At 41.5% G+C, this 18,558-nt stretch carries 16 protein-coding genes; 14 read left to right on the plus strand and 2 right to left on the minus strand.

All coding sequences use genetic code 11. The features are described 5' to 3' along the window. Positions 1 to 2 precede the first annotated feature (2 nt). Positions 3 to 3,173: a SusC/RagA family TonB-linked outer membrane protein gene (locus SIO70_RS13555; protein ID WP_320581392.1), complete on the minus strand. Its 3,171-nt coding sequence runs from the start codon at positions 3,171 to 3,173 to the stop codon at positions 3 to 5. 177 nt (positions 3,174 to 3,350) lie between these two features. On the opposite strand from SIO70_RS13555, the gene SIO70_RS13560 reads away from it, so the two are divergent. The 7 genes from SIO70_RS13560 to SIO70_RS13590 all read left to right on the plus strand — a co-directional run bounded on the left by SIO70_RS13560 (position 3,351) and on the right by SIO70_RS13590 (position 10,878). Continuing rightward, entirely contained in the window at positions 3,351 to 4,235 is an 885-nt protein-coding gene (locus SIO70_RS13560) for a helix-turn-helix transcriptional regulator (protein WP_320581393.1), read from the plus strand. An 11-nt stretch (positions 4,236 to 4,246) separates the two neighbouring features. After that, positions 4,247 to 5,791, plus strand: a complete 1,545-nt coding sequence (locus SIO70_RS13565; RefSeq protein WP_320581394.1) for a gluconokinase — start codon at positions 4,247 to 4,249, stop codon at positions 5,789 to 5,791. After that, a complete protein-coding gene (locus SIO70_RS13570; protein WP_320581395.1) occupies positions 5,792 to 7,063 on the plus strand; it encodes a mandelate racemase/muconate lactonizing enzyme family protein in 1,272 nt (423 codons plus the stop codon). It begins immediately after the preceding gene. A 147-nt stretch (positions 7,064 to 7,210) separates the two neighbouring features. Further along, complete coding sequence (locus SIO70_RS13575) at positions 7,211 to 7,660, plus strand: hypothetical protein (RefSeq protein ID WP_320581396.1); 450 nt, start codon at positions 7,211 to 7,213, stop codon at positions 7,658 to 7,660. 4 nt (positions 7,661 to 7,664) lie between these two features. After that, positions 7,665 to 8,237 carry a hypothetical protein gene (locus SIO70_RS13580; protein ID WP_320581397.1) on the plus strand — a complete coding sequence of 191 codons (573 nt, stop codon included), beginning with the start codon at positions 7,665 to 7,667 and terminating at the stop codon, positions 8,235 to 8,237. A gap of 554 nt (positions 8,238 to 8,791) precedes the next feature. Continuing rightward, positions 8,792 to 9,790 carry a terpene synthase family protein gene (locus SIO70_RS13585; RefSeq protein WP_320581398.1) on the plus strand — a complete coding sequence of 333 codons (999 nt, stop codon included), beginning with the start codon at positions 8,792 to 8,794 and terminating at the stop codon, positions 9,788 to 9,790. A 74-nt stretch (positions 9,791 to 9,864) separates the two neighbouring features. Beyond that, entirely contained in the window at positions 9,865 to 10,878 is a 1,014-nt protein-coding gene (locus SIO70_RS13590) for a terpene synthase family protein (RefSeq protein WP_320581399.1), read from the plus strand. 292 nt (positions 10,879 to 11,170) lie between these two features. Here SIO70_RS13590 and SIO70_RS13595 read toward each other — a convergent pair whose 3' ends face one another. Beyond that, complete coding sequence (locus SIO70_RS13595) at positions 11,171 to 12,037, minus strand: SDR family NAD(P)-dependent oxidoreductase (RefSeq protein ID WP_320581400.1); 867 nt, start codon at positions 12,035 to 12,037, stop codon at positions 11,171 to 11,173. Between the two features lie 70 nt (positions 12,038 to 12,107). Here SIO70_RS13595 and SIO70_RS13600 point away from each other — a divergent pair, with 70 nt between their 5' ends. From SIO70_RS13600 to SIO70_RS13625, 7 genes are all read left to right on the plus strand, one after another. Next, positions 12,108 to 12,458 carry a helix-turn-helix domain-containing protein gene (locus tag SIO70_RS13600; protein ID WP_320581401.1) on the plus strand — a complete coding sequence of 117 codons (351 nt, stop codon included), beginning with the start codon at positions 12,108 to 12,110 and terminating at the stop codon, positions 12,456 to 12,458. Between the two features lie 131 nt (positions 12,459 to 12,589). Then, positions 12,590 to 12,715, plus strand: a complete 126-nt coding sequence (locus tag SIO70_RS33405; RefSeq protein WP_414017927.1) for a hypothetical protein — start codon at positions 12,590 to 12,592, stop codon at positions 12,713 to 12,715. Positions 12,716 to 13,081: 366 nt separating this feature from the next. After that, positions 13,082 to 13,543, plus strand: a complete 462-nt coding sequence (locus SIO70_RS13605; RefSeq protein ID WP_320581402.1) for a VOC family protein — start codon at positions 13,082 to 13,084, stop codon at positions 13,541 to 13,543. A gap of 21 nt (positions 13,544 to 13,564) precedes the next feature. Then, positions 13,565 to 14,392: an SDR family NAD(P)-dependent oxidoreductase gene (locus SIO70_RS13610; RefSeq protein WP_320581403.1), complete on the plus strand. Its 828-nt coding sequence runs from the start codon at positions 13,565 to 13,567 to the stop codon at positions 14,390 to 14,392. Positions 14,393 to 14,414: 22 nt separating this feature from the next. Continuing rightward, positions 14,415 to 15,332 (plus strand): helix-turn-helix transcriptional regulator, encoded by a 918-nt coding sequence (locus tag SIO70_RS13615; RefSeq protein WP_320581404.1) that lies wholly within the window; start codon positions 14,415 to 14,417, stop codon positions 15,330 to 15,332. Positions 15,333 to 15,337: 5 nt separating this feature from the next. Continuing rightward, positions 15,338 to 15,673 carry a nuclear transport factor 2 family protein gene (locus tag SIO70_RS13620; RefSeq protein ID WP_320581405.1) on the plus strand — a complete coding sequence of 112 codons (336 nt, stop codon included), beginning with the start codon at positions 15,338 to 15,340 and terminating at the stop codon, positions 15,671 to 15,673. A 224-nt stretch (positions 15,674 to 15,897) separates the two neighbouring features. Then, positions 15,898 to 18,510, plus strand: a complete 2,613-nt coding sequence (locus tag SIO70_RS13625) for a glycoside hydrolase family 3 C-terminal domain-containing protein (protein ID WP_320581406.1) — start codon at positions 15,898 to 15,900, stop codon at positions 18,508 to 18,510. Positions 18,511 to 18,558: the final 48 nt, after the last annotated feature.

Consider the following 18,558-nt stretch of genomic DNA (forward strand, 5'->3'; position numbering starts at 1 on the left):
GACTAGAGTTTAATATTCAGATTCAATCCAAGGCTGCGGGTGGTAGGTAATCCGGGAGATTCAAGCCCTATCTGGTTGTCAGAGCCAAAACCAAATGTTTCCGGATCAATATTATCAACCCACTTTTTTAATAGCAATACATTGTTGGCTACAAGGTCAAGCTTTACCCCTTTAATGGGCCATCTGGCCGGAATATGTTTGGTAAGGTCATAACCCAGGGACACCTGCCGCAATTTCCAGTAACCACCGTTGTATACAACAGGAGCGATGATCTGTTGTGAACGAAGGTGTTCCCAATAGGTTTGCACAGCTGCCACGGCATTATTGGGATTGCCACCCGCATCTACACCGGCACCTTTTACGCCACCCTCACGTCCTTCCAGCGTCATTTTGTGCAGTCCATGCCGCACTGCATTGAAGTTGGTGCCCGACAGCATTTTATTACCGAGTTTGTAGTCTATGAAAACACTTAGTCTAAATCCTTTGTAATTGACAGTATTCAAAAACCCACCTACCCATTTTGGCAGCGCGCTGCCATATAATTTAAAGTCGGTGCTACGCTGTGGCAAACCGTTTGATTGAAATATTTGCTGGCCTTTTTCATTATACGCATATCCATAGCCGGCAATCTGCCCTATTTCCTGGCCTACTACATGCCTGGTTTCCCCGTTAAATACATGTGTACCGGTGGTGATGCGTTCGCCAGGTTTGTTAGTAATAATGCTGAGTACTTTGGTAATATTGTAAGAGGTATTGGCGGTAAATTCCCAGCTCCAGTCAGCGCTTTTAACTGGTACCAGGTTCAGCATAGCTTCAAACCCATGGTTACGGCTTTTACCACTATTGATTGGCGTGTTCAGATAACCAGATGCATCGGAGATTTGCACCAGTACAATCTGGTCGCTGGTAATCTTGCGGTAAACTGCCAGATCAATATTTACACGGTTGCTGAAGAGCCGCATTTCCAAACCGGCTTCTACTTCGGCGATACGGCTAGGTTTCAGATTAGCATTAGGTAAGGTAGTGCCAGTCACATTATTACTGATAGCACTGGTGCCAACAGGCACGGGCTGTCCATTAGGGTTGTTAATGAAATTGGCATTAGGAGTATAAAACAATTGGTTGGAATACGGAGCTACATCTCCATCGCTGCCCACCTCGGCATAGCCTAACCGGAGTTTACCAAAATTCAACCATTTAACATGAGTGAGGTGTTCAGAAAAAATATAACTACCGGAAACAGATGGATACATAATACTTCTGTTCTCCGGTGAAAGCGTAGAAAACCAGTCGTTGCGCAGGGTACCGGTCAGGTAGTAAGTTTGATTAAAGTTCAATTCAGCAGAACTATACAGGGAGTTCACACCCTGTTCTATCAATGTATACACCGGGTCTTTGGATCGTCCGTTTTGTACGGTATATATTCCGCGGGTAATAAAATCGGTTACAACTACATTGTTGGCGTCAGTCCTTTTGCGCATGCGGTTACCACCGGCATTCAGGTTCACTTCTACCACACCGAATTTTTTATTTGCATTTACCAGGTAGTCAAGGTTGGTTTCCCGGAAACGGCGAGACTCCTGCGTATATACACCGTTTACAAAACCCGGTGGTGCGGCCGCCCTGGATGCCTGACCGGTCGGGAAGTTGTTTACGTCTTCATCCCTGGACCAGTAGTCCTGCCCAAACCGGCCCTGTACACTCAGCCACGGGCGTAAGTTGTATTTCAGGGTTACATTACCGAAAATACGATCCCGTTTTATATTGTGGAATTGTTCTGCCACTACCCAATACGGATTGGTGCGGTTGGTGAACCTTGACCAATTGTATTCATCACCTGCTGCATTATATTTGTTTTCATCCAGCACATGCAATGGCATAGAGGTAGACATCGCCATCAGCGTAGTGGGAATGGAATTATCCTGGTTGGCAATATTGGGAGGGTTTGTATTGATTTCCCGTGAATAATTTACGTTACCTGCTATCAGAAATTGTTCAGACAGATTGTAACTAAAACCGAGGTTCATGGATTTGCGGTTAAACGTATTATTGGGCATAATACCCTGATTACTGGTATTGTTTAATGACATCCGGAAACCACCTTTATCGCTGCTGCTTTCAAAGGCAATTGTATTGGCAATATTTTGCCCATGGCGATAAAATTCTTTTATGCGGCTGCCCTGTGGTGTATAGGGGACAGTTAAATTATTAAAAAGGACTTGCGTCATACCTGGCTCAAATTTTTCACCAAACGACCATTGGCCAGAAGTAGGATTGGGCGCAGTAGGACGAACACCGTTTTCACCCTGACCGTATTCATGCTGGTAATCGGTGTAGTCAAGTGGTGTATCGTTCGTATAATTCAGGTTATAAGTAACACCGATCCCTTTGGTTTTCCCTTTCGTTTTAGTTGTGATCATGATCACCCCATCTTTGGCACGTGACCCATAAAGGGCAGATGCCGGGGCCCCTTTTAAGATGGTCATGTTTTCAATGTCGTCAGGATTAATGCTTGACAATCCGTCTCCACCATCAGCAAACACACCACCACCTTTTACACCAATGGTATTGTCGTTAAAATTCGTATTGTCAACCGGAACACCGTTTATAACGATCAGCGGATTATTCTGTCCTGAAATGGATGACTGGCCGCGGATGCGGATCTTTGAAGTACCGCCAGGGCCTGTGCCGAGCGAGGAGATATTTACTCCGGCCACCTTACCCTGCAATGCATTCATGACATTACTGCTGCGGTTTACACTTATTTCTTCGGGTTTGACGCTGGTTGCAGCATATCCGAGACTACGTGCCTGTTTTTTAATACCCAGGGCGGTTACGATCACCTCACCCAGGTTCTGGTTATCAATAATCATAGATACATCTATCACCGTGCGGTCCGCAACTTTCACTTCTGTAGTTTTAAATCCTATAAAACTGAACACGAGTGTAGCATTAGCAGCAGCATGAATGTTGTATCTGCCGGTGTTATCAGAAGTGGTTCCCAGCGAGCTGCCTTTAACTACCACTGAAACCCCCGGCATTTTTGTTCCTTTATTATCCGATACAATGCCTGTGATATTTTGTGCATACGTAACAGAGCTGATTAAATTGAAAATGACAAACAGCCAGCACCTCGCAAAGCGGGATGCACTACAGTAGAAATACTTTTTCATAACGCAACTTGGTGGGGGTGAGGAATTCTTAGGGCTACAAATTATCTGGTATTACATTTAAAAACTTCCAAAATAAAACGGAGGTGAATTTTGTACGTGCAATTAGAACAAATTCCTTTTCTTTATAGAAGCCTATGCAGCGAATTAAGATTCCATGACAATTTGTATATAACCCATATGAATCAATTTGTGCTACAACATGGGAAATCGGCAGAAATGCATCTGTTTCCGCATATTCTGGAGTTGGGCATGAAGAAGAATGGCTCCATCCAGCTGAATATGTTTCCTACCACGATTATGGAAGGATTACGTATATATCATATAATTGAGGGTCGGTTTGAGTGGCACATCAATCATCAACCCTATGTTTTTTATCCCGGTGATGTAGCGCTGATCATGCCTGATATCCCATTTGGTTGTGACAATGACGTGCTGAAGATCGGTTCTTTCACCTGGATACACCTGGCCTTACCTAAGAAGGATGGGCATATACAACCAGGTAAATGGAGTGGATTGTCTGATAGTGAGGCTGCCGCCATCGGGAAGATCTTATCATTAAACAATTTGCCTGCATTGAGTCGCTTCAACGAAGTGGGCAGGATTATTAAATGTATTTATACGGAATTATCAGAGATGGAAGTAGCTTTTCAGGCTCGTGTCAATCACCAGATAGATGAATTACTGATACAGATTACCCGTAAAATGACTCAACAAACACATTCTACCCGTGATTTTCCTAAAACTTTTACGCAGCTGGAAGTATTGTTGCGTCAGGATCTGGCGCATCAGTGGACGGTAGAAGAGATGGCTGGTCTGGTAGGTATGGGCACAACGTTGTTCACGGAAAAAGTAAAAAGCTATTCAGGTTTTTCACCTATTAATTACCTGATTAATATCCGCATTTCAGAGGCTATTAAATTATTAAAGCGGGCAGATATTACGGTAACTAATATAGCGCTGGATACGGGATTTTATTCCTCCCAACATTTTTCAACCACTTTTAAAAAGCTAACAGGTTACCGTCCCAGCGAATTCAGAAAAAATCATTTGCGTAATATATAATATCCAGTAATATGGAATGCATCATAACAATTGAGTTAGGAACAAATGGGATACGGATATTTGCCTATGATCTCAGTGGCTGCATCATTGGCTCTATGAAGGGTCACTATCCTACATTTCATGCCGAACCTGATCACAGTGAGCAGGATCCCGAACAGATCTTTATTACAACTTTATATGTACTAAAGAATATGCTGAACGAATATATACACCCGAAAAAATACAAAGTGGCCAGTATATGTTTCTGTGCATCCATGCACAGCGTACTGGCTGTCGATAAGAATGGGAATCCCATCGGCAATGCTATTACCTGGGCAGATAACCGGGCCAAAAATGAAGCGCAGGAGTTACGTGATTCGCAGCTGGGGAAAAAGCTCTATGAGTTAACGGGTACGCCTATACATCCTATGTCGCCTCTGGTGAAAATAGTCTGGATCAGGAATCGTGATGCGGAGCGCTTCAGGCATACCAGCAAGTTCCTGTCCATCAAAAGTTACGTTATTCATCAGCTCACCGGTGAGTATATGATAGATTACAGCATTGCTTCTGCCACAGGTTTATTGAATATTCATACCGTGCATTGGGAAGATGATGCATTACAGTACGCAGGTATTACCGCAAATCAATTAGCAGTGCTGGTGCCTGTGTTTACAAAAGCAGGTAAATTGAAAAACGCGTATCAGCAATCATTAAGGTTGTCTGCAGAAACGAAGATACTTATTGGTTCCAGTGATGGTTGCCTGGCTACTTTAGGCGACGGCATCATAAAAGGAGAAGAGAAAGCCAGCATAACAATTGAAGACAGTGGTGCTGTAAGGGTAATGGGGCCAAATATATTGAAAGATGAACAAATGCGGTTCTTCAATTACCTCCTTACTGATAATTGTTATGTATCAGGTGGACCTACGAATAATGGAGGAAATATTTTTGAATGGTTCACCCGGCAATTCGGAGAATTTACCAATCCGTTTGATATGGAGAACAGCATACAGCAACTGATGGAAGAAGCCGCCAATGTGCCAACGGGATCAGATGGATTGTTGTTCCTGCCTTATCTTTTAGGAGAACGTGCGCCCATCTGGAATGCGAATGCACGCGGTGCTTATTTTGGACTTAACATTAAACATGAACGCAGGCATTTTATAAGGGCTACAATAGAAGGTATTTTGTATGAAATCTACAGCATCGGTAAAACCCTGAGCGAACAGCAAACCATCAACAGTCTTTCAGTAAATGGTAGTTTTGGTACTATTCCTTTTTGCAGCCAGCTGATTGCTGATATATTCAGTAAGCCAGTGCAGGTAAGGCAACAATTTCATAGTGTGAGCTTTGGTGCCTATTTGTTAAGTGCTACCGAAATGGGAATTTATACATCACTGGATAATGTAGCACCAGTGGCTGATATTCCCAATGTTTTTAAACCGAATAAACAGCATCATACAATCTATGCTGATTACTTCTGCATATTTGAAAAGTTAAGTGCCAAATTGTTCGATGAATTTGAAGCAATCGGCAATCTGCAGCAAAAATATGCTTCTCCAATAAAACACCTGTAAATGAAAACCCATCACTCAAGAAGGTCTTTTATAACACAGACCGCCATTGCCGGCGTGCTGGCTCCACTGTCCATTTTTGGCCAGGTTTATGAAAAAGCAGTTGACCGCACGCCCAAAGCGTCCGCACCTGCTGATCTGAAGATCACAAAAGTAAAATGCGGATATATTAGAGGTAGTTTGTTTGTAAAGATTTACACCAACCAGGATATCTGGGGTTGTGGAGAAGGAGTGGATGCTATAGCCGGCACATATTACCTGGTAAAGAATTTTGGCGAGCGGATAGTAGGGAAAAGTCCGCTGAATGTGCACCGCTTGTTTGAAGATATCCGTAAATCAGGCTTTTTTCAGGGTGCCCAGGCAGGGATGTATATAGCAGTATTGTCGGCCATAGAAACAGCGTTGTGGGACCTTGCAGGCAAAGCGCTGCAACTTCCCGTTTACCAGTTGCTGGGTGGTAAGTTCCGTGATAAGGTACGCGTATATTGTGATACCGCGCTGTATCAACGTAATTTGCCTACACCCAATGATTTTGCAGAAGCAGCCCTTAATGCCAGAAAAATGGGATTCAACGCCATCAAGTTCGACCTGGATCAGGTAAACGATCCCAATAAATATGATCTATATAACTGGACAGCCAGTCCGGCAGAACTGCAACGTATGTATGATCAACTGGCAGCTGCCCGTCAGGCAGTAGGTCCGGACATTGATATCTGTGCAGATATGCATGGTCGTTATGATGCAGTCACTGCCCATACCATTGCCAAACGACTGGAACCCCTGAACCTGATGTGGCTGGAAGAACCCGTACCGGCTGAAAATATAGAAGCCTATAAATTAATAGCTGATTCCACCAGTACACCTATTTGCGTTGGGGAAAACCAATACCTGGCTTATGGGTTCAGAAGAATGCTTGAGACAGGTGCGGTAGATATCGTTATGCCAGACCTGCAAAAATGTGGTGGGTTAGGCGAAGGCCAGCGGATTGCGAACCTGGCTAACCTTTACTATGTGCCGTTTGCACCACATATGGTAGCCTCTTTTCTGGGCGCTATGGCTTCAGCACATGTCTGCGCTGCAGTACCTAATTTCATGATCCTGGAATGGCAGAGTTATTTTCATACACAACCTATGTTCAGGGAGATTGTATCCTATGACGGTGAATGGGTGGATAACGGTTTCATCACTGTTTCAGAAAAGGCTGGCATAGGTGTAGAAATCAATGAAGAAGGAATGAGAAAGTATGCGATAGCAGGGATGCCGTTTTTTGAGTAAGGATTTAGCTGATATAAGAATCAGGCAAATTCGAACCAGGTATGTGAGATAATTGGTAAATTATTGGTGCAGTAACAATAAATTAACATTGTATAATTATTAATTATAATGTATCTTGCTCCTGCTAAAAGGACAACACAGCATTTCATGAAGAAAGTATCCCCTATACTTGCAGGTATAATTATGTTATATTCTGCAAATTGTACTGCCCAAACAACTCAAAAAGAAAGCATTCCCGGACATTACGTATTCAGTTCTTTGCTTTTTGATAGCCCTATAGATCTTAATAAAGATGGCAAATCTTCCCGCAAATTCGAGGAAGAAGCAAGTGCATCTTCATTGAATATTCAGTATGATTTTAATGCTGATGGTACCGGCAAATATATTGTTGGACAAAAAGAGAAAGCCATTAAGTGGAAGATCAAAACCAAAGAAATGAAAACCTATCTGATCATCGCCGATGATGATGGCTTTGATCCTACGCCATATGAAATAATAAGGCAATCAAACAAAATGCTCACCTTGCGTGGTGAATTCCGTGATGGTTCTGATTCTACATCTCCTGGTAATCTTGAATTAAAAAAGAAAAAACAATAACTCTATGAGATTTAAATTATTCTGTACTCTATTCATTTCGATTATTACGGTATTTTCTTACTCTTCCTCAGCGCAGTCAAAAATCAAATATGATACTGATAAATTAAAAGAGTTATATACGCTGCTGGAACAAACTGCAAACGCAGAAAAACTCTATGGTTACAAAAAATGTTTCACTATAAATGGTGATAGTATTAAAGCTGTAAATGATGGATCCGTAATCGAATACCTGGCCTACCTGAAGTCATTAGATTTATTTTCTGAAGACTATCTTAACCATGAAAAAAAGTGGTTTGAATCTATCAAAAAGCAATTGTCCAAAACAGGGCATACAGACGAGATTATTGAAGATAAATTTTATGGCAGCAATCCACAAGCTGTAAAGGAAGAATTACTGTTGCGTAAAAATAAGCCAGGATATTTTTTTGGCCGTTATTGGAGCTCCTTAAAAAGAGGTGGACATGGTATATTTAAATCCACTTTCGAGAAAGCAGGATATGACATGAAGGTTTCACTCACACATATTGGTGAATACTGGTATATCGACTGGATCAGACAGGGCAAAGACAGAGATTAATTGTTGAATTAAAAAGCCGTAGGCATATAAGAAGGGAAGGTCGGAGAATTCTCCGACCTTCCCTTCTTATATGCTTAGTAGTGGCGTGTTTGCGAACCAATTTCTTCAAATTCTTACAAGGCTTTCAGGCTTAGCTTATAAATTGGGATCAAATCCTATCAGCAGTGGGATCTGTACTGACTAAATATTCACGTGCTGGCGGGTATATTTTTTTTAATGGATCGTGATATGGCTTATGTTGCCTTAATCTCGAAAATGTTTTGCGCGTTTTCATATGCAATTTTCTGCCGGTTTACATCCGATATGAGCATGGAGTCAATAAAGGATACAGCAGGTGCTGTATTTCATTATTTCTTACCTATCGACCTATATTGATATTTTACATAGAAATACACAGGGCCTGATAGAATATATTCCAGGATCAGTCTATCTATACATCACTGCAGCTCTACTGCAATAATCTGTAATAATTTCATAATAGATTATGACGATAGGGGCTTTAACCAATGACCAGATTCTATTTCTATTTCATCCATTCAATTAACTACTCATCCATGAACACACTTGAACTGCTTCGCACTAAATTCAATTATCCGTTCCCGGCCCTTAAAAACCCCTATGCGGACCAGTTGCAGGAAATTACAGAAACGCAATGGATAGACGGGGAATACTTATGGCTGTATGAGCAAAATCCAGATCTTCGAAAAAAGTACAAGAATACTAAAACCGCCTACATCGCCTCTCATTGGTTCCCTACGGCTTCGTTTGAACGGCTGAAGCCCATATGCAGGCTTATGCTCTGGACCTTGTACAACGACGATCTGTATGAAGAAGGAACTCCTGAGGATATCGGGCATGTCCACAATAGAACAGTGGCTATACTGAATGGTGAGATAGGAGCTAACGAAGCAGAAATCCCTTTAGGCCATCTGCTCGAATCGCTACGTCAGGAACTATTGCAGTTTATCCCGCAGGAATCGATCATTCGTTTTTCGGAAATGATCAGCCGGTATTTTACCGGTCTGAAAATGGAGCTGACCTACAAAAGGAATAAGACCTTCCCTACTGTGGCAGAATGTATTGCCCTACGAGAAGATTCCATTTGTCTCTATCCCTTCCTGCAATTAACAGAAGTCGAAACAGAAATAATCTTACCACCAGAAATCCACCAACATCCGGTGATCCGGCGCTTGCAGGCACTTGCCTGCCACCTGGTAACCTACTTTAACGAGGTGCAATCGGTGATTAAAGACGAAGCAACCGGTAGTATTTATTATAACATTGTAAAGGTGATCCAGCATGAGTACGGAATCTCGCTGGAAGAAGCGTGCCTGGAAGACCTGCGTTTGCATAATGAAGACCTGAAAGAATTTGTCACCTTGCAGGCTTCCTTACCCGACTTTGGGATATGGCAGGATGCTGTGGTTAACTGGGTGCATTATATGAGCATGGTGCTCAGCGGCTGGAAAAATGTATCTACCAGGCTGGACCGGTATAATGGAACTGCTTTCCCGAATGCTGCGGAACTAAGAGAAAAATTCAACCAGGTATAAGGTAGATATTAAATTGGAATAAACCTGTTACAGTTATTCATTTTACAATCTACAAAACTCAAACTTCAAACAAGATGAAACCAGAAGAATTTAATTCAAAAGATTACCTGCCACATGGCTATTATCCCTGGCCGAACCTTATTAGTCCACATGCAGAACAAATGGGGAAAGATATGGATGGCTGGATTGATAATGACTACACTTTTTTGACTGAAGAACAACGGGAAAAATACAAAAAAATGAGGCTGCATATCTGCACTGCCCGTATGTGGCCAGACTTAACCTATGAGCAAAGTATTCCCTGCAATAGGTTCATGCTCCAATATGTGGCTTTCGACGACCAGGTGGAAAATTCGTCTCTTGAGGAAATACAACAGCTACGGATTCGTTGTACAGCCATTCTAAAGGGCGATCAACCAAGGCCCGAAGAAAACGCAATCTATCAACATATGGCATTGATCAGGGATGAATTCCGTGCTTTAATGCCTGAAATATGGTTCGAACGATTTGTTTACTATTTCTATCAATCCGTCAGATATGGGATTGAATTGGAGTATCCTTATAAAATAGCCCAGCGCCCACCATCGCTCACTCTTTTCAAAACCATTCGTGAATATTCCGTTCTTATGCGTCCGTATCTGATTTTTGGAGAGATTGAATCGGGCCTTGTGCTGCCAGGACATATCTTTGAGCATATTGTCGTTCAAAAGATCATATCTCATCTGACTTTGGTTATTGCATGGCAAAATGACATTCATTCCCTGCCAAAAGAAATGGCGAAGGGGACAGAAGTTTTTAATCTGGTCTTTGTATTGCAGCAACAATATAATCTTTCGCTGGAGGATGCTTGCACAGAGGCCTTCCGTATACATAATGAGGAAATGAGGGAATTGCTTGCTTTACACACAGAGTATCGTGAGTTTGGTGAATATCAGGAACACGTCGATAAATTCTTTTATTACGCAGGAGTCGGGATCCAGGGAGTGAATACTTTTTATCTACAAACGGAAAGATACCTGCATGGAGGAGTGGGTTTCGCCTGGCCCGGGGAGGGGCGTACCGCAAACATTCAGTCAAATGGATGTTAAACCAGGTAGCCGGAATAGCAATCTTAAAAGGGGAAGTTGCCAGAAAGACTTAGCTAGAAGAGGCCGCAGAAATGCAAATTGTATAAGTAGTGTGCTGGTAAAGTGCCAGTGATTTGTGTTGTTGTCAACGTTTTCCCATTTTATCAAGGTCGTGAACTGCCAGCCCGGTATGGTGTAATTGAAATACAATATTATTTTTCGTTTGCGCGAGACCAGTTTTGGTTGCAGGGAAAAGAACGAGCAGCAATGTCCAAAAACTTTTTTCACTAAAATAGTGCTCATATTCTAATATTTAAATGTATTTATTAATGCCGATTTGATGTAAACAATACTTCCAGATAAGATCTTCCCGTTCCTGGCTAAAATATTTATTGCTTTTCTTCGCTGGTTTTCTTTTTACATAATAATCACCAGAATTACCCGGAACAGTAGTGGTAGTTGCAAGGAAAACGATGGTGTCTGCCCCGGATTCCGGGCTAAGGAAAAACGGCCGGGCGAGTTTGCTTATCACATTTAACAAAGGCCCCAGGTTACTATTTTTTCCAAAGCTGGTAGCAACTGCACCTGGATGGAGTGAATATGCCTTTACATGAGCAAGACCTTCCTGCGCCAGATAATTAGCCAGGTGCTGGGTATTCCAGATCAGGAATAATTTAGCATTGCCATACGCCCGTAATGGGTTATATCCATTTTTAAGTTGTATATCTTTAAAGTCAGGTTGTGCATTAAGCTGGTGAGAGTTTGATGCAACATTAATGATACGGGCATCATCGCTCTTTTCAAGTAGATCTAACAACAGATGAGTAATTAGAAACGGCGCTGTCACATTCACAGCAAAAGTTTTTTCTATACCATCTGTACTGATTTCCCTGGCATCACTCATCAGGCCACCTGCATTATTGATCAGGATGTCAATACGAGAACATTGCTCATGTATGTGTACGCACATTTTACGAATGTCCTGCATACTGAACAGGTCCGCTGTAACAGCACTTACTTGCCTATTGCCACTTTCAGTAATGATTTCCTGCCTTACTTGTTCTGTTTTTTTAACATCTCTTCCTTGTATAATAACTTGTAGGCCTTGCCGGGAAAGGGTAATTGCGGCAGCTTTACCAATACCGCTGGTGGCTCCTGTGATAAATACTGTCTTTTGCATTATTATATTTTTTACAAAATTAACAGTACTTTGATATACTTTTGATGCCAGTTACTTAAAGTATACCAGTATGGCAAAGAAAGAATTAAGCATTGAAGAAAAAATAAAATACGTACAGGATACATTGTTTGTCATCAGTGGAAAGTGGAAATTGCCTATCCTTATAGCTATTAATAATGGTAATAACAGATTCCGTGATTTGCAGCGGGCTGTTCCGAGTATCACTACCCGTGTACTATCAAAGGAGTTAAAAGATCTTGAAGAAAACAGGCTTGTGATCCGTACAGTATATGATTCGCTACCTGTATCTGTTTTATATACAGTGACTCCCTACTGTAAAAGCCTGAAACCATTGGTAGATGAAATGATTAAGTGGGGAGAAAATCACCGCACTGAATTGAAAAAGGTAAAAAAAGCATAAAATTTGATAAAGTACCTTATAATACTACTTCTGCATCCTGTAGGCTTGCGGAGTAAGTGTAGAGGGACGTGGGATGATTTTGTAAACGTTTACCTGCATTATTAGAGAGGTTTCAATTTTCACAAACTTTCATCCTTTCAAAAATGACGCAAATAGATAGCTATATAGTGGCAAAGACAGATAGTAAATCTATGCTTTCTTATATGAACCAAATGGTCATGATGCTGGAAATTGGATGCGAAAGATATGCTACCTAAATTGCCAGGGCGTAATGATCTGAAAACTACGCTTCGTTATTTACATACAAGTAATAAAGACTTACTAAAAATTATTAGCCCATTAGATGATTTAAAACTAACCTAAGTTGTATTTGCGCTACCCGGTGATAAACGCTTTTTTGGGATAAAAAGCTCAAAAATGATAACTTGCAAATATTGTTTCCCGCTAAAAGTAGCGTATAATAGCGGAAATGTAATGTTAGTGGCAATGGCAACGACCGACAGCCATAACATCATGACAGGAAGTAATAAAGAAAAACGTCATTTCAACTACAACAATACTCATTTAAGACACAACCAATCGTAACCATTTGCAGAATTTTGTTCCATAAAAATTATTATAAAATGGACAAGACAACAATTCAAATCCCTGCTAAAAATGCCCAAAGTATTTTCAGTAGTATTCGAGGTGCACACGTAGCTCTTAGAGTTCCTGATTTTGAAGCCAGTAAAAAATGGTATGTAGAAAAACTAGATTTTCGGGTTATTCATGAATGGCCTTTTGGCGACCTTCAATTGGCTTATTTGGCCCCTCCAAAGGATGACAATTTTTGGATAGAACTATTGGCAGGAGCTAACCCAAAACCACAAAACATTTTTACCGACCTAAACGAAAGCCTTCACCCTGCTGGTTATCATCATTTTTGTTTAAATGTAAATAGTGTGGATGAAACACTTGCCGAATTAAAAAGAAGAAATGTTTCCATTATTGGCGATCCTTTCGACCTACCCGTTATCGGCAAAAGACTTGCATTTTTTGCTGACTTAGATGGCAACCTTATTGAGTTGGCAGAAACAATTGGTTAATAATCATTAGAATAAATTGAAATGCAAAAGACAATATTTATTACAGGTGCATCGGCAGGTTTAGGCAAGGCAACAGCTAAATTATTTCAATCAAAAGGTTGGAATGTAATTGCTGCAATGCGAAACCCCGCAAAAGAAACAGAACTCAATCAATTAGAAAATATAAATTTGGTTTCGTTGGAAGTCACCAATGTTTCACAGATTAATGAAACAGTTAAGAGCATCATTGCCCACCAGAACGTGGATGTTGTTTTCAACAATGCAGGGTATGGTTTAGGAGGAGCTTTGGAGTATGCAACTGATGAACAAATTTTGCAACAAATAGAAACCAACCTTACAGGCGTTATCAGAGTTACTAAAGCTTTTATTCCCTATTTCAAACAAAAAGAAGCAGGGCTTTTTATTACAACCACCTCTGTTTTTGGATTTTCGTCTTGCCCTTTGTCTAGCGTTTACAACGCTACCAAATGGGCATTAGAAGGATTTAGCGAAAGCATTTCATACGACCTTGCTCTATTTAATGTTGGAATTAAAACCGTGGCATCAGGAGGCATTAAAAGTAATTTTGTAAATGCAATGCAATTTGCTGGAGGTAAGGAATATGAGGTTCTAAACGAAAGTATGGGCAAACTTATCAGTAATGGGCAGCTTTTTCAGTTTAATGAAGTAGAAGAAATAGCAGAAGTGGTATATAAAGCAGCAACAGATGGTAAAGATCAATTAAGATATTTAGCGGGTAGGGATGCTGAACAAACAGCTCAAGAACGGTTGCAAGAAGGTGCAGACAATTTCAGAATAAAATTGAGGCAGTCACTTCATATTAAGTCACCTTTTGAAAGGACATTATAATGCATTTTGTAAATTTGTAGCAATGGGAAAACAGGAAAGACTACCACAATCATTTAATTCTATTTCAGAGTTACATAAAGCATTGGGCTTGCCTAAGCCTTTACATCCATTGGTAAGTTTGGTAAACTATGCCGATATAAAACTGCCCGATGAAGAGATGCCCAAATTGTTGTTGCTCAATTTCTATAAAGTTTCATTCAAATTTAATTTTACGGGGAAAATCAGATATGGACAAGGCTATTACGATTTTAATGAAGGCGGTTTGTGTTTCTATTCGCCCAACCAAATTATAGCAAGTGCCGAAGAGGATACTGATTATTCAGGCTATACACTACTTATTCATCCCGATTTTATTCGCAATTACTCAATCTCAACACGAATTAAAACATTTGGCTTTTTTTCATATGCAGCCAATGAGGGGTTATTTGTTTCCGACAAAGAACGTCAAACGCTTTTATCTGTTTTTGAAAATATACAAGATGAGCTAAACACATCTATTGACGAATTTAGTCAGGATGTAATGGTTTCGCATATTGAGGTTTTACTCAATTATAGCAACCGTTTTTATAAACGCCAATTCATTACACGAAAAGCGGTAAACCACAATTTGCTTACCCAAATGGAACAAATTTTAAATGATTATTTCGACAAAGATGAAAGTTCGCAAAAAGGACTTCCAACAGTAGAATATTTGGCAGGGAGTTTAAACGTTTCACCAAGATATTTAAGCGATATGCTTCGTTCCTTAACCGGACAAAATGCACAACACCACATTCACGAAAAACTAATTGAAAAGGCAAAAGAATATTTAGCAACCACGCAATTATCAGTATCAGAAATTGCCTATCAATTAGGGTTTGAACATTCACAATCCTTCAACAAATTATTCAAAAGGAAAACGAGTGTCACACCACTGGAATATAAGCAATCTTTAAATTAAACCTAATGAACATCAACAAATTTATACAAAACTGGCTTACAATTGCCAACGCTTATGAAACAAAAAAATTTGTAGAACAATGGCATCAAAACGCCATACTTAACGATCCTTCGGTTGGACAGATTTTTAAAGGACACCAAGCCATTAAAACATATTTTGAAGATTATTTTATTGGTTACAAGACACAAACCCGACTTGTTAAATTAGACATCATCTCGGACAATGAAGCTCATTTTGAAGTGGAATTTACAGGTGAGTTTCCTGGCAATAAAATCGGTGGTATGTTTGAAATCACATTCAAAGATTGTAAGATTGCAAAAGCAAAAGCCGACTTGATATAGAGAGTAGTCACCTACTTCTAAAAATAAACAGCGGTCATTTTTGAACTTTTTCATCCACTGAATACTTTTTCTTTGCAGAAAATTGTCTGCCAATCTGTGCATGCAGCTGAAATGCTTAATCGGGTTAACATAAATAAGTTTGTCAATTGGGTTAATTGGAATAAGTTTAATGACTGTCTGATTGACAATTTTACTTATTTTCCGTTAAAGACAACCCTCATGTTATGAAAAAACTAATCGTATTTATTGGATTATTTATTGCCGGATCTTCCCTGGGCCAGCAGTATAAGAGTTTTCCTATGTGGGATCACACGCTGCCTGTGGAGCAACGTGTTAATGATCTGGTTCACCGGTTGACGCTGGAAGAAAAGGTGGGGCAAATGGTCAATGCGGCACCTGCTATCACCCATCTGGGTATACCTGCCTATGACTGGTGGAATGAAACGCTTCATGGCGTTGCCCGTACTCCTTATCACGTTACTTCTTATCCGCAGGCCATTGCCATGGCAGCCACCTGGGATACTGCTGCTTTGTTCCTGATGGCAGATTACTCGGCCACCGAGGGTAGGGCCATTCATAACAGGGCTACCGCTGAAGGAAAGAACAATGAACGCTATATGGGGTTAACCTACTGGACACCCAATATCAATATATTTCGTGATCCCCGTTGGGGCAGAGGACAGGAGACCTACGGAGAGGATCCCTACCTGACCGCTAAACTGGGAGCTGCCTTTGTACGCGGACTGCAGGGTGATGATCCTGTATACCTGAAGGCTGCTGCCTGCGCCAAACATTTTGCTGTACACAGCGGTCCGGAACCCAGCAGGCATTCCGATGATATTCATCCTTCGCTGCATGATCTCTGGGATACTTACCTGCCTGCTTTTCATGAACTGGTTGTCAATGCGGGTGTTGCCGGCGTGATGTGTGCATACAATGCCGTAGATGGTCAGCCTTGCTGTGGAAATGATCTGCTGATGACCAGCATTCTGCGAAGGCAATGGAAGTTCACCGGTTATGTAACCAGCGATTGTTGGGCGCTGGATGATTTTTTCAAATACCATAAGACCCATAAGGATGCTACTGCAGCAGCAGCAGATGCCCTCATTCATTCAACAGATATTGAGTGCGGCACCTCGGTCTACTATTCGCTGATCAATGCAGTAAAAACCGGGTTGATCAGCGAAGCGCAGCTGGATACTTCTCTCAGTAGATTATTCACCATACGGTACCGGCTGGGTTTGTTCGACCCGGTATCACAGGTTAGGTATGCACAAACGCCCGCTTCAGTACTGGAAAGCCCGGAGCATGATGCCCATGCCCTGAAAATGGCCAGAGAATCCATTGTTTTACTTAAAAACTCGGAAGGCGTACTACCGCTTAGTAAAAAGATAAAAAAGATAGCGGTGATAGGGCCCAATGCTGATAATAAAATAGCAGTTCTTGGCAACTATAACGGAACCCCCTCCCGGGTTGTGACCGTTGTGGAAGGCATCAGGGAAAAGCTGGGTCCGGATGTAACACTTATTTACGAAAAGGCGATCAATCATACTAACGATACCCTGCTGAATTACCGGGATATTACCGCTATGCTATCCTTTAATGGGAGTCCGGGTGTGCAGGCAGCGTATTTTGACAATGAGCGGCTGGAAGGTACACCCCTGCAGACCCTCATTGAAAAGGATATTGACCATTACTGGGCGGAAGGACAGACACCTGCACCTAACCTGAAGACCATCCATTATTCAGCCAGGTACACCACCTTTCTGAAAGCAGCAGCAACGGAGGTAATGAATTTTGAGATAGATGGAGATGACGGCTATCGCCTGTTTATCAATGACTCTTTGATCGTTGATGCCTGGACAAAGAACCGCTGGGGTGCAAGACCCTTTATATTATCTGCCAGGAAAGACAGCAGCTACAAAATCGTGGTGGAATTTCATCAGAATGAGGGCAATGCCTTTATCCAGGTCAAAGCCGGCGACAGGGTAAAAACTGACTTTGCTGCTTTGGCAGGAAGGCTGAAGGATGTAGATGCCATCATTTTTGCCGGCGGTATCTCACCGCAACTGGAAGGAGAAGAGATGCCTGTAAGTGTGCCCGGGTTTGACGGTGGAGACCGCACTACCATTATGTTGCCCAAGGTCCAGACAGCGCTGCTGAAAGCCTTACAGCAAACCGGTAAACCGGTCGTTTTTGTGATGATGACTGGCAGCGCTATTGCTATTCCTGAAGAGGAGGCGAAGCTACCTGCAATTATTAACGCCTGGTATGGAGGGCAGCGGGCAGGTACTGCTATTGCGGATGTGCTTTTTGGTGATTATAATCCTTCGGGACGCCTGCCTGTGACGTTCTATGCATCAGATAAAGATCTGCGTTCTTTCACAGACTATTCAATGCAGAATAGGACTTATCGCTATTTCAGGGGGAAGCCTTTATACCCATTTGGATATGGATTAAGCTACACTCATTTCTCTTATAATGAGCTAAAGGCAGCAGAAAGTGTCCGCAAAGGGACGCCAGTTAGTATCAGTGTATTGTTGACTAATACAGGGCAATTTGATGGGGATGAGGTGGTACAGCTCTATGTAAGTCACCCCGGGGAGGCAAATGCACCTGTAAGGGCATTAAAAGGTTTTCAGCGCATATCGTTGAAACATGGTGAAAGTAAAAAAGTATCATTCACATTAACGACAGAAGATCTTTCTCTGGTTGATGACAATGGAAAACAATATCAACCTGGCGGAAAAACAGTGATCAGTATAGGAGGAGGACAACCGGGGCAGGAGCATGGTGGTATAAATAAGGTGTTATTGCATACGGTAATGGTCCGGTAAGTTGAAAAATGTAAAATGAAAAGGTCGGAGATATCTCCGGTCTTTACA

Source organism: Chitinophaga sancti, from assembly GCF_034087045.1.
Taxonomy (GTDB): Bacteria; Bacteroidota; Bacteroidia; order Chitinophagales; family Chitinophagaceae; genus Chitinophaga; species Chitinophaga sancti_B.

What these genes read in the sequence shown, in the direction of transcription:
- SIO70_RS13555 (WP_320581392.1), bottom strand. Translation starts at nt 3,173, where the DNA reads ATGAAAAAGTATTTCTACTGTAGTGCATCCCGCTTTGCGAGGTGCTGG.
- SIO70_RS13560 (WP_320581393.1), top strand. Translation starts at nt 3,351, where the DNA reads ATGAATCAATTTGTGCTACAACATGGGAAATCGGCAGAAATGCATCTG.
- SIO70_RS13565 (WP_320581394.1), top strand. Translation starts at nt 4,247, where the DNA reads ATGGAATGCATCATAACAATTGAGTTAGGAACAAATGGGATACGGATA.
- SIO70_RS13570 (WP_320581395.1), top strand. Translation starts at nt 5,792, where the DNA reads ATGAAAACCCATCACTCAAGAAGGTCTTTTATAACACAGACCGCCATT.
- SIO70_RS13575 (WP_320581396.1), top strand. Translation starts at nt 7,211, where the DNA reads ATGAAGAAAGTATCCCCTATACTTGCAGGTATAATTATGTTATATTCT.
- SIO70_RS13580 (WP_320581397.1), top strand. Translation starts at nt 7,665, where the DNA reads ATGAGATTTAAATTATTCTGTACTCTATTCATTTCGATTATTACGGTA.
- SIO70_RS13585 (WP_320581398.1), top strand. Translation starts at nt 8,792, where the DNA reads ATGAACACACTTGAACTGCTTCGCACTAAATTCAATTATCCGTTCCCG.
- SIO70_RS13590 (WP_320581399.1), top strand. Translation starts at nt 9,865, where the DNA reads ATGAAACCAGAAGAATTTAATTCAAAAGATTACCTGCCACATGGCTAT.
- SIO70_RS13595 (WP_320581400.1), bottom strand. Translation starts at nt 12,037, where the DNA reads ATGCAAAAGACAGTATTTATCACAGGAGCCACCAGCGGTATTGGTAAA.
- SIO70_RS13600 (WP_320581401.1), top strand. Translation starts at nt 12,108, where the DNA reads ATGGCAAAGAAAGAATTAAGCATTGAAGAAAAAATAAAATACGTACAG.
- SIO70_RS13605 (WP_320581402.1), top strand. Translation starts at nt 13,082, where the DNA reads ATGGACAAGACAACAATTCAAATCCCTGCTAAAAATGCCCAAAGTATT.
- SIO70_RS13610 (WP_320581403.1), top strand. Translation starts at nt 13,565, where the DNA reads ATGCAAAAGACAATATTTATTACAGGTGCATCGGCAGGTTTAGGCAAG.
- SIO70_RS13615 (WP_320581404.1), top strand. Translation starts at nt 14,415, where the DNA reads ATGGGAAAACAGGAAAGACTACCACAATCATTTAATTCTATTTCAGAG.
- SIO70_RS13620 (WP_320581405.1), top strand. Translation starts at nt 15,338, where the DNA reads ATGAACATCAACAAATTTATACAAAACTGGCTTACAATTGCCAACGCT.
- SIO70_RS13625 (WP_320581406.1), top strand. Translation starts at nt 15,898, where the DNA reads ATGAAAAAACTAATCGTATTTATTGGATTATTTATTGCCGGATCTTCC.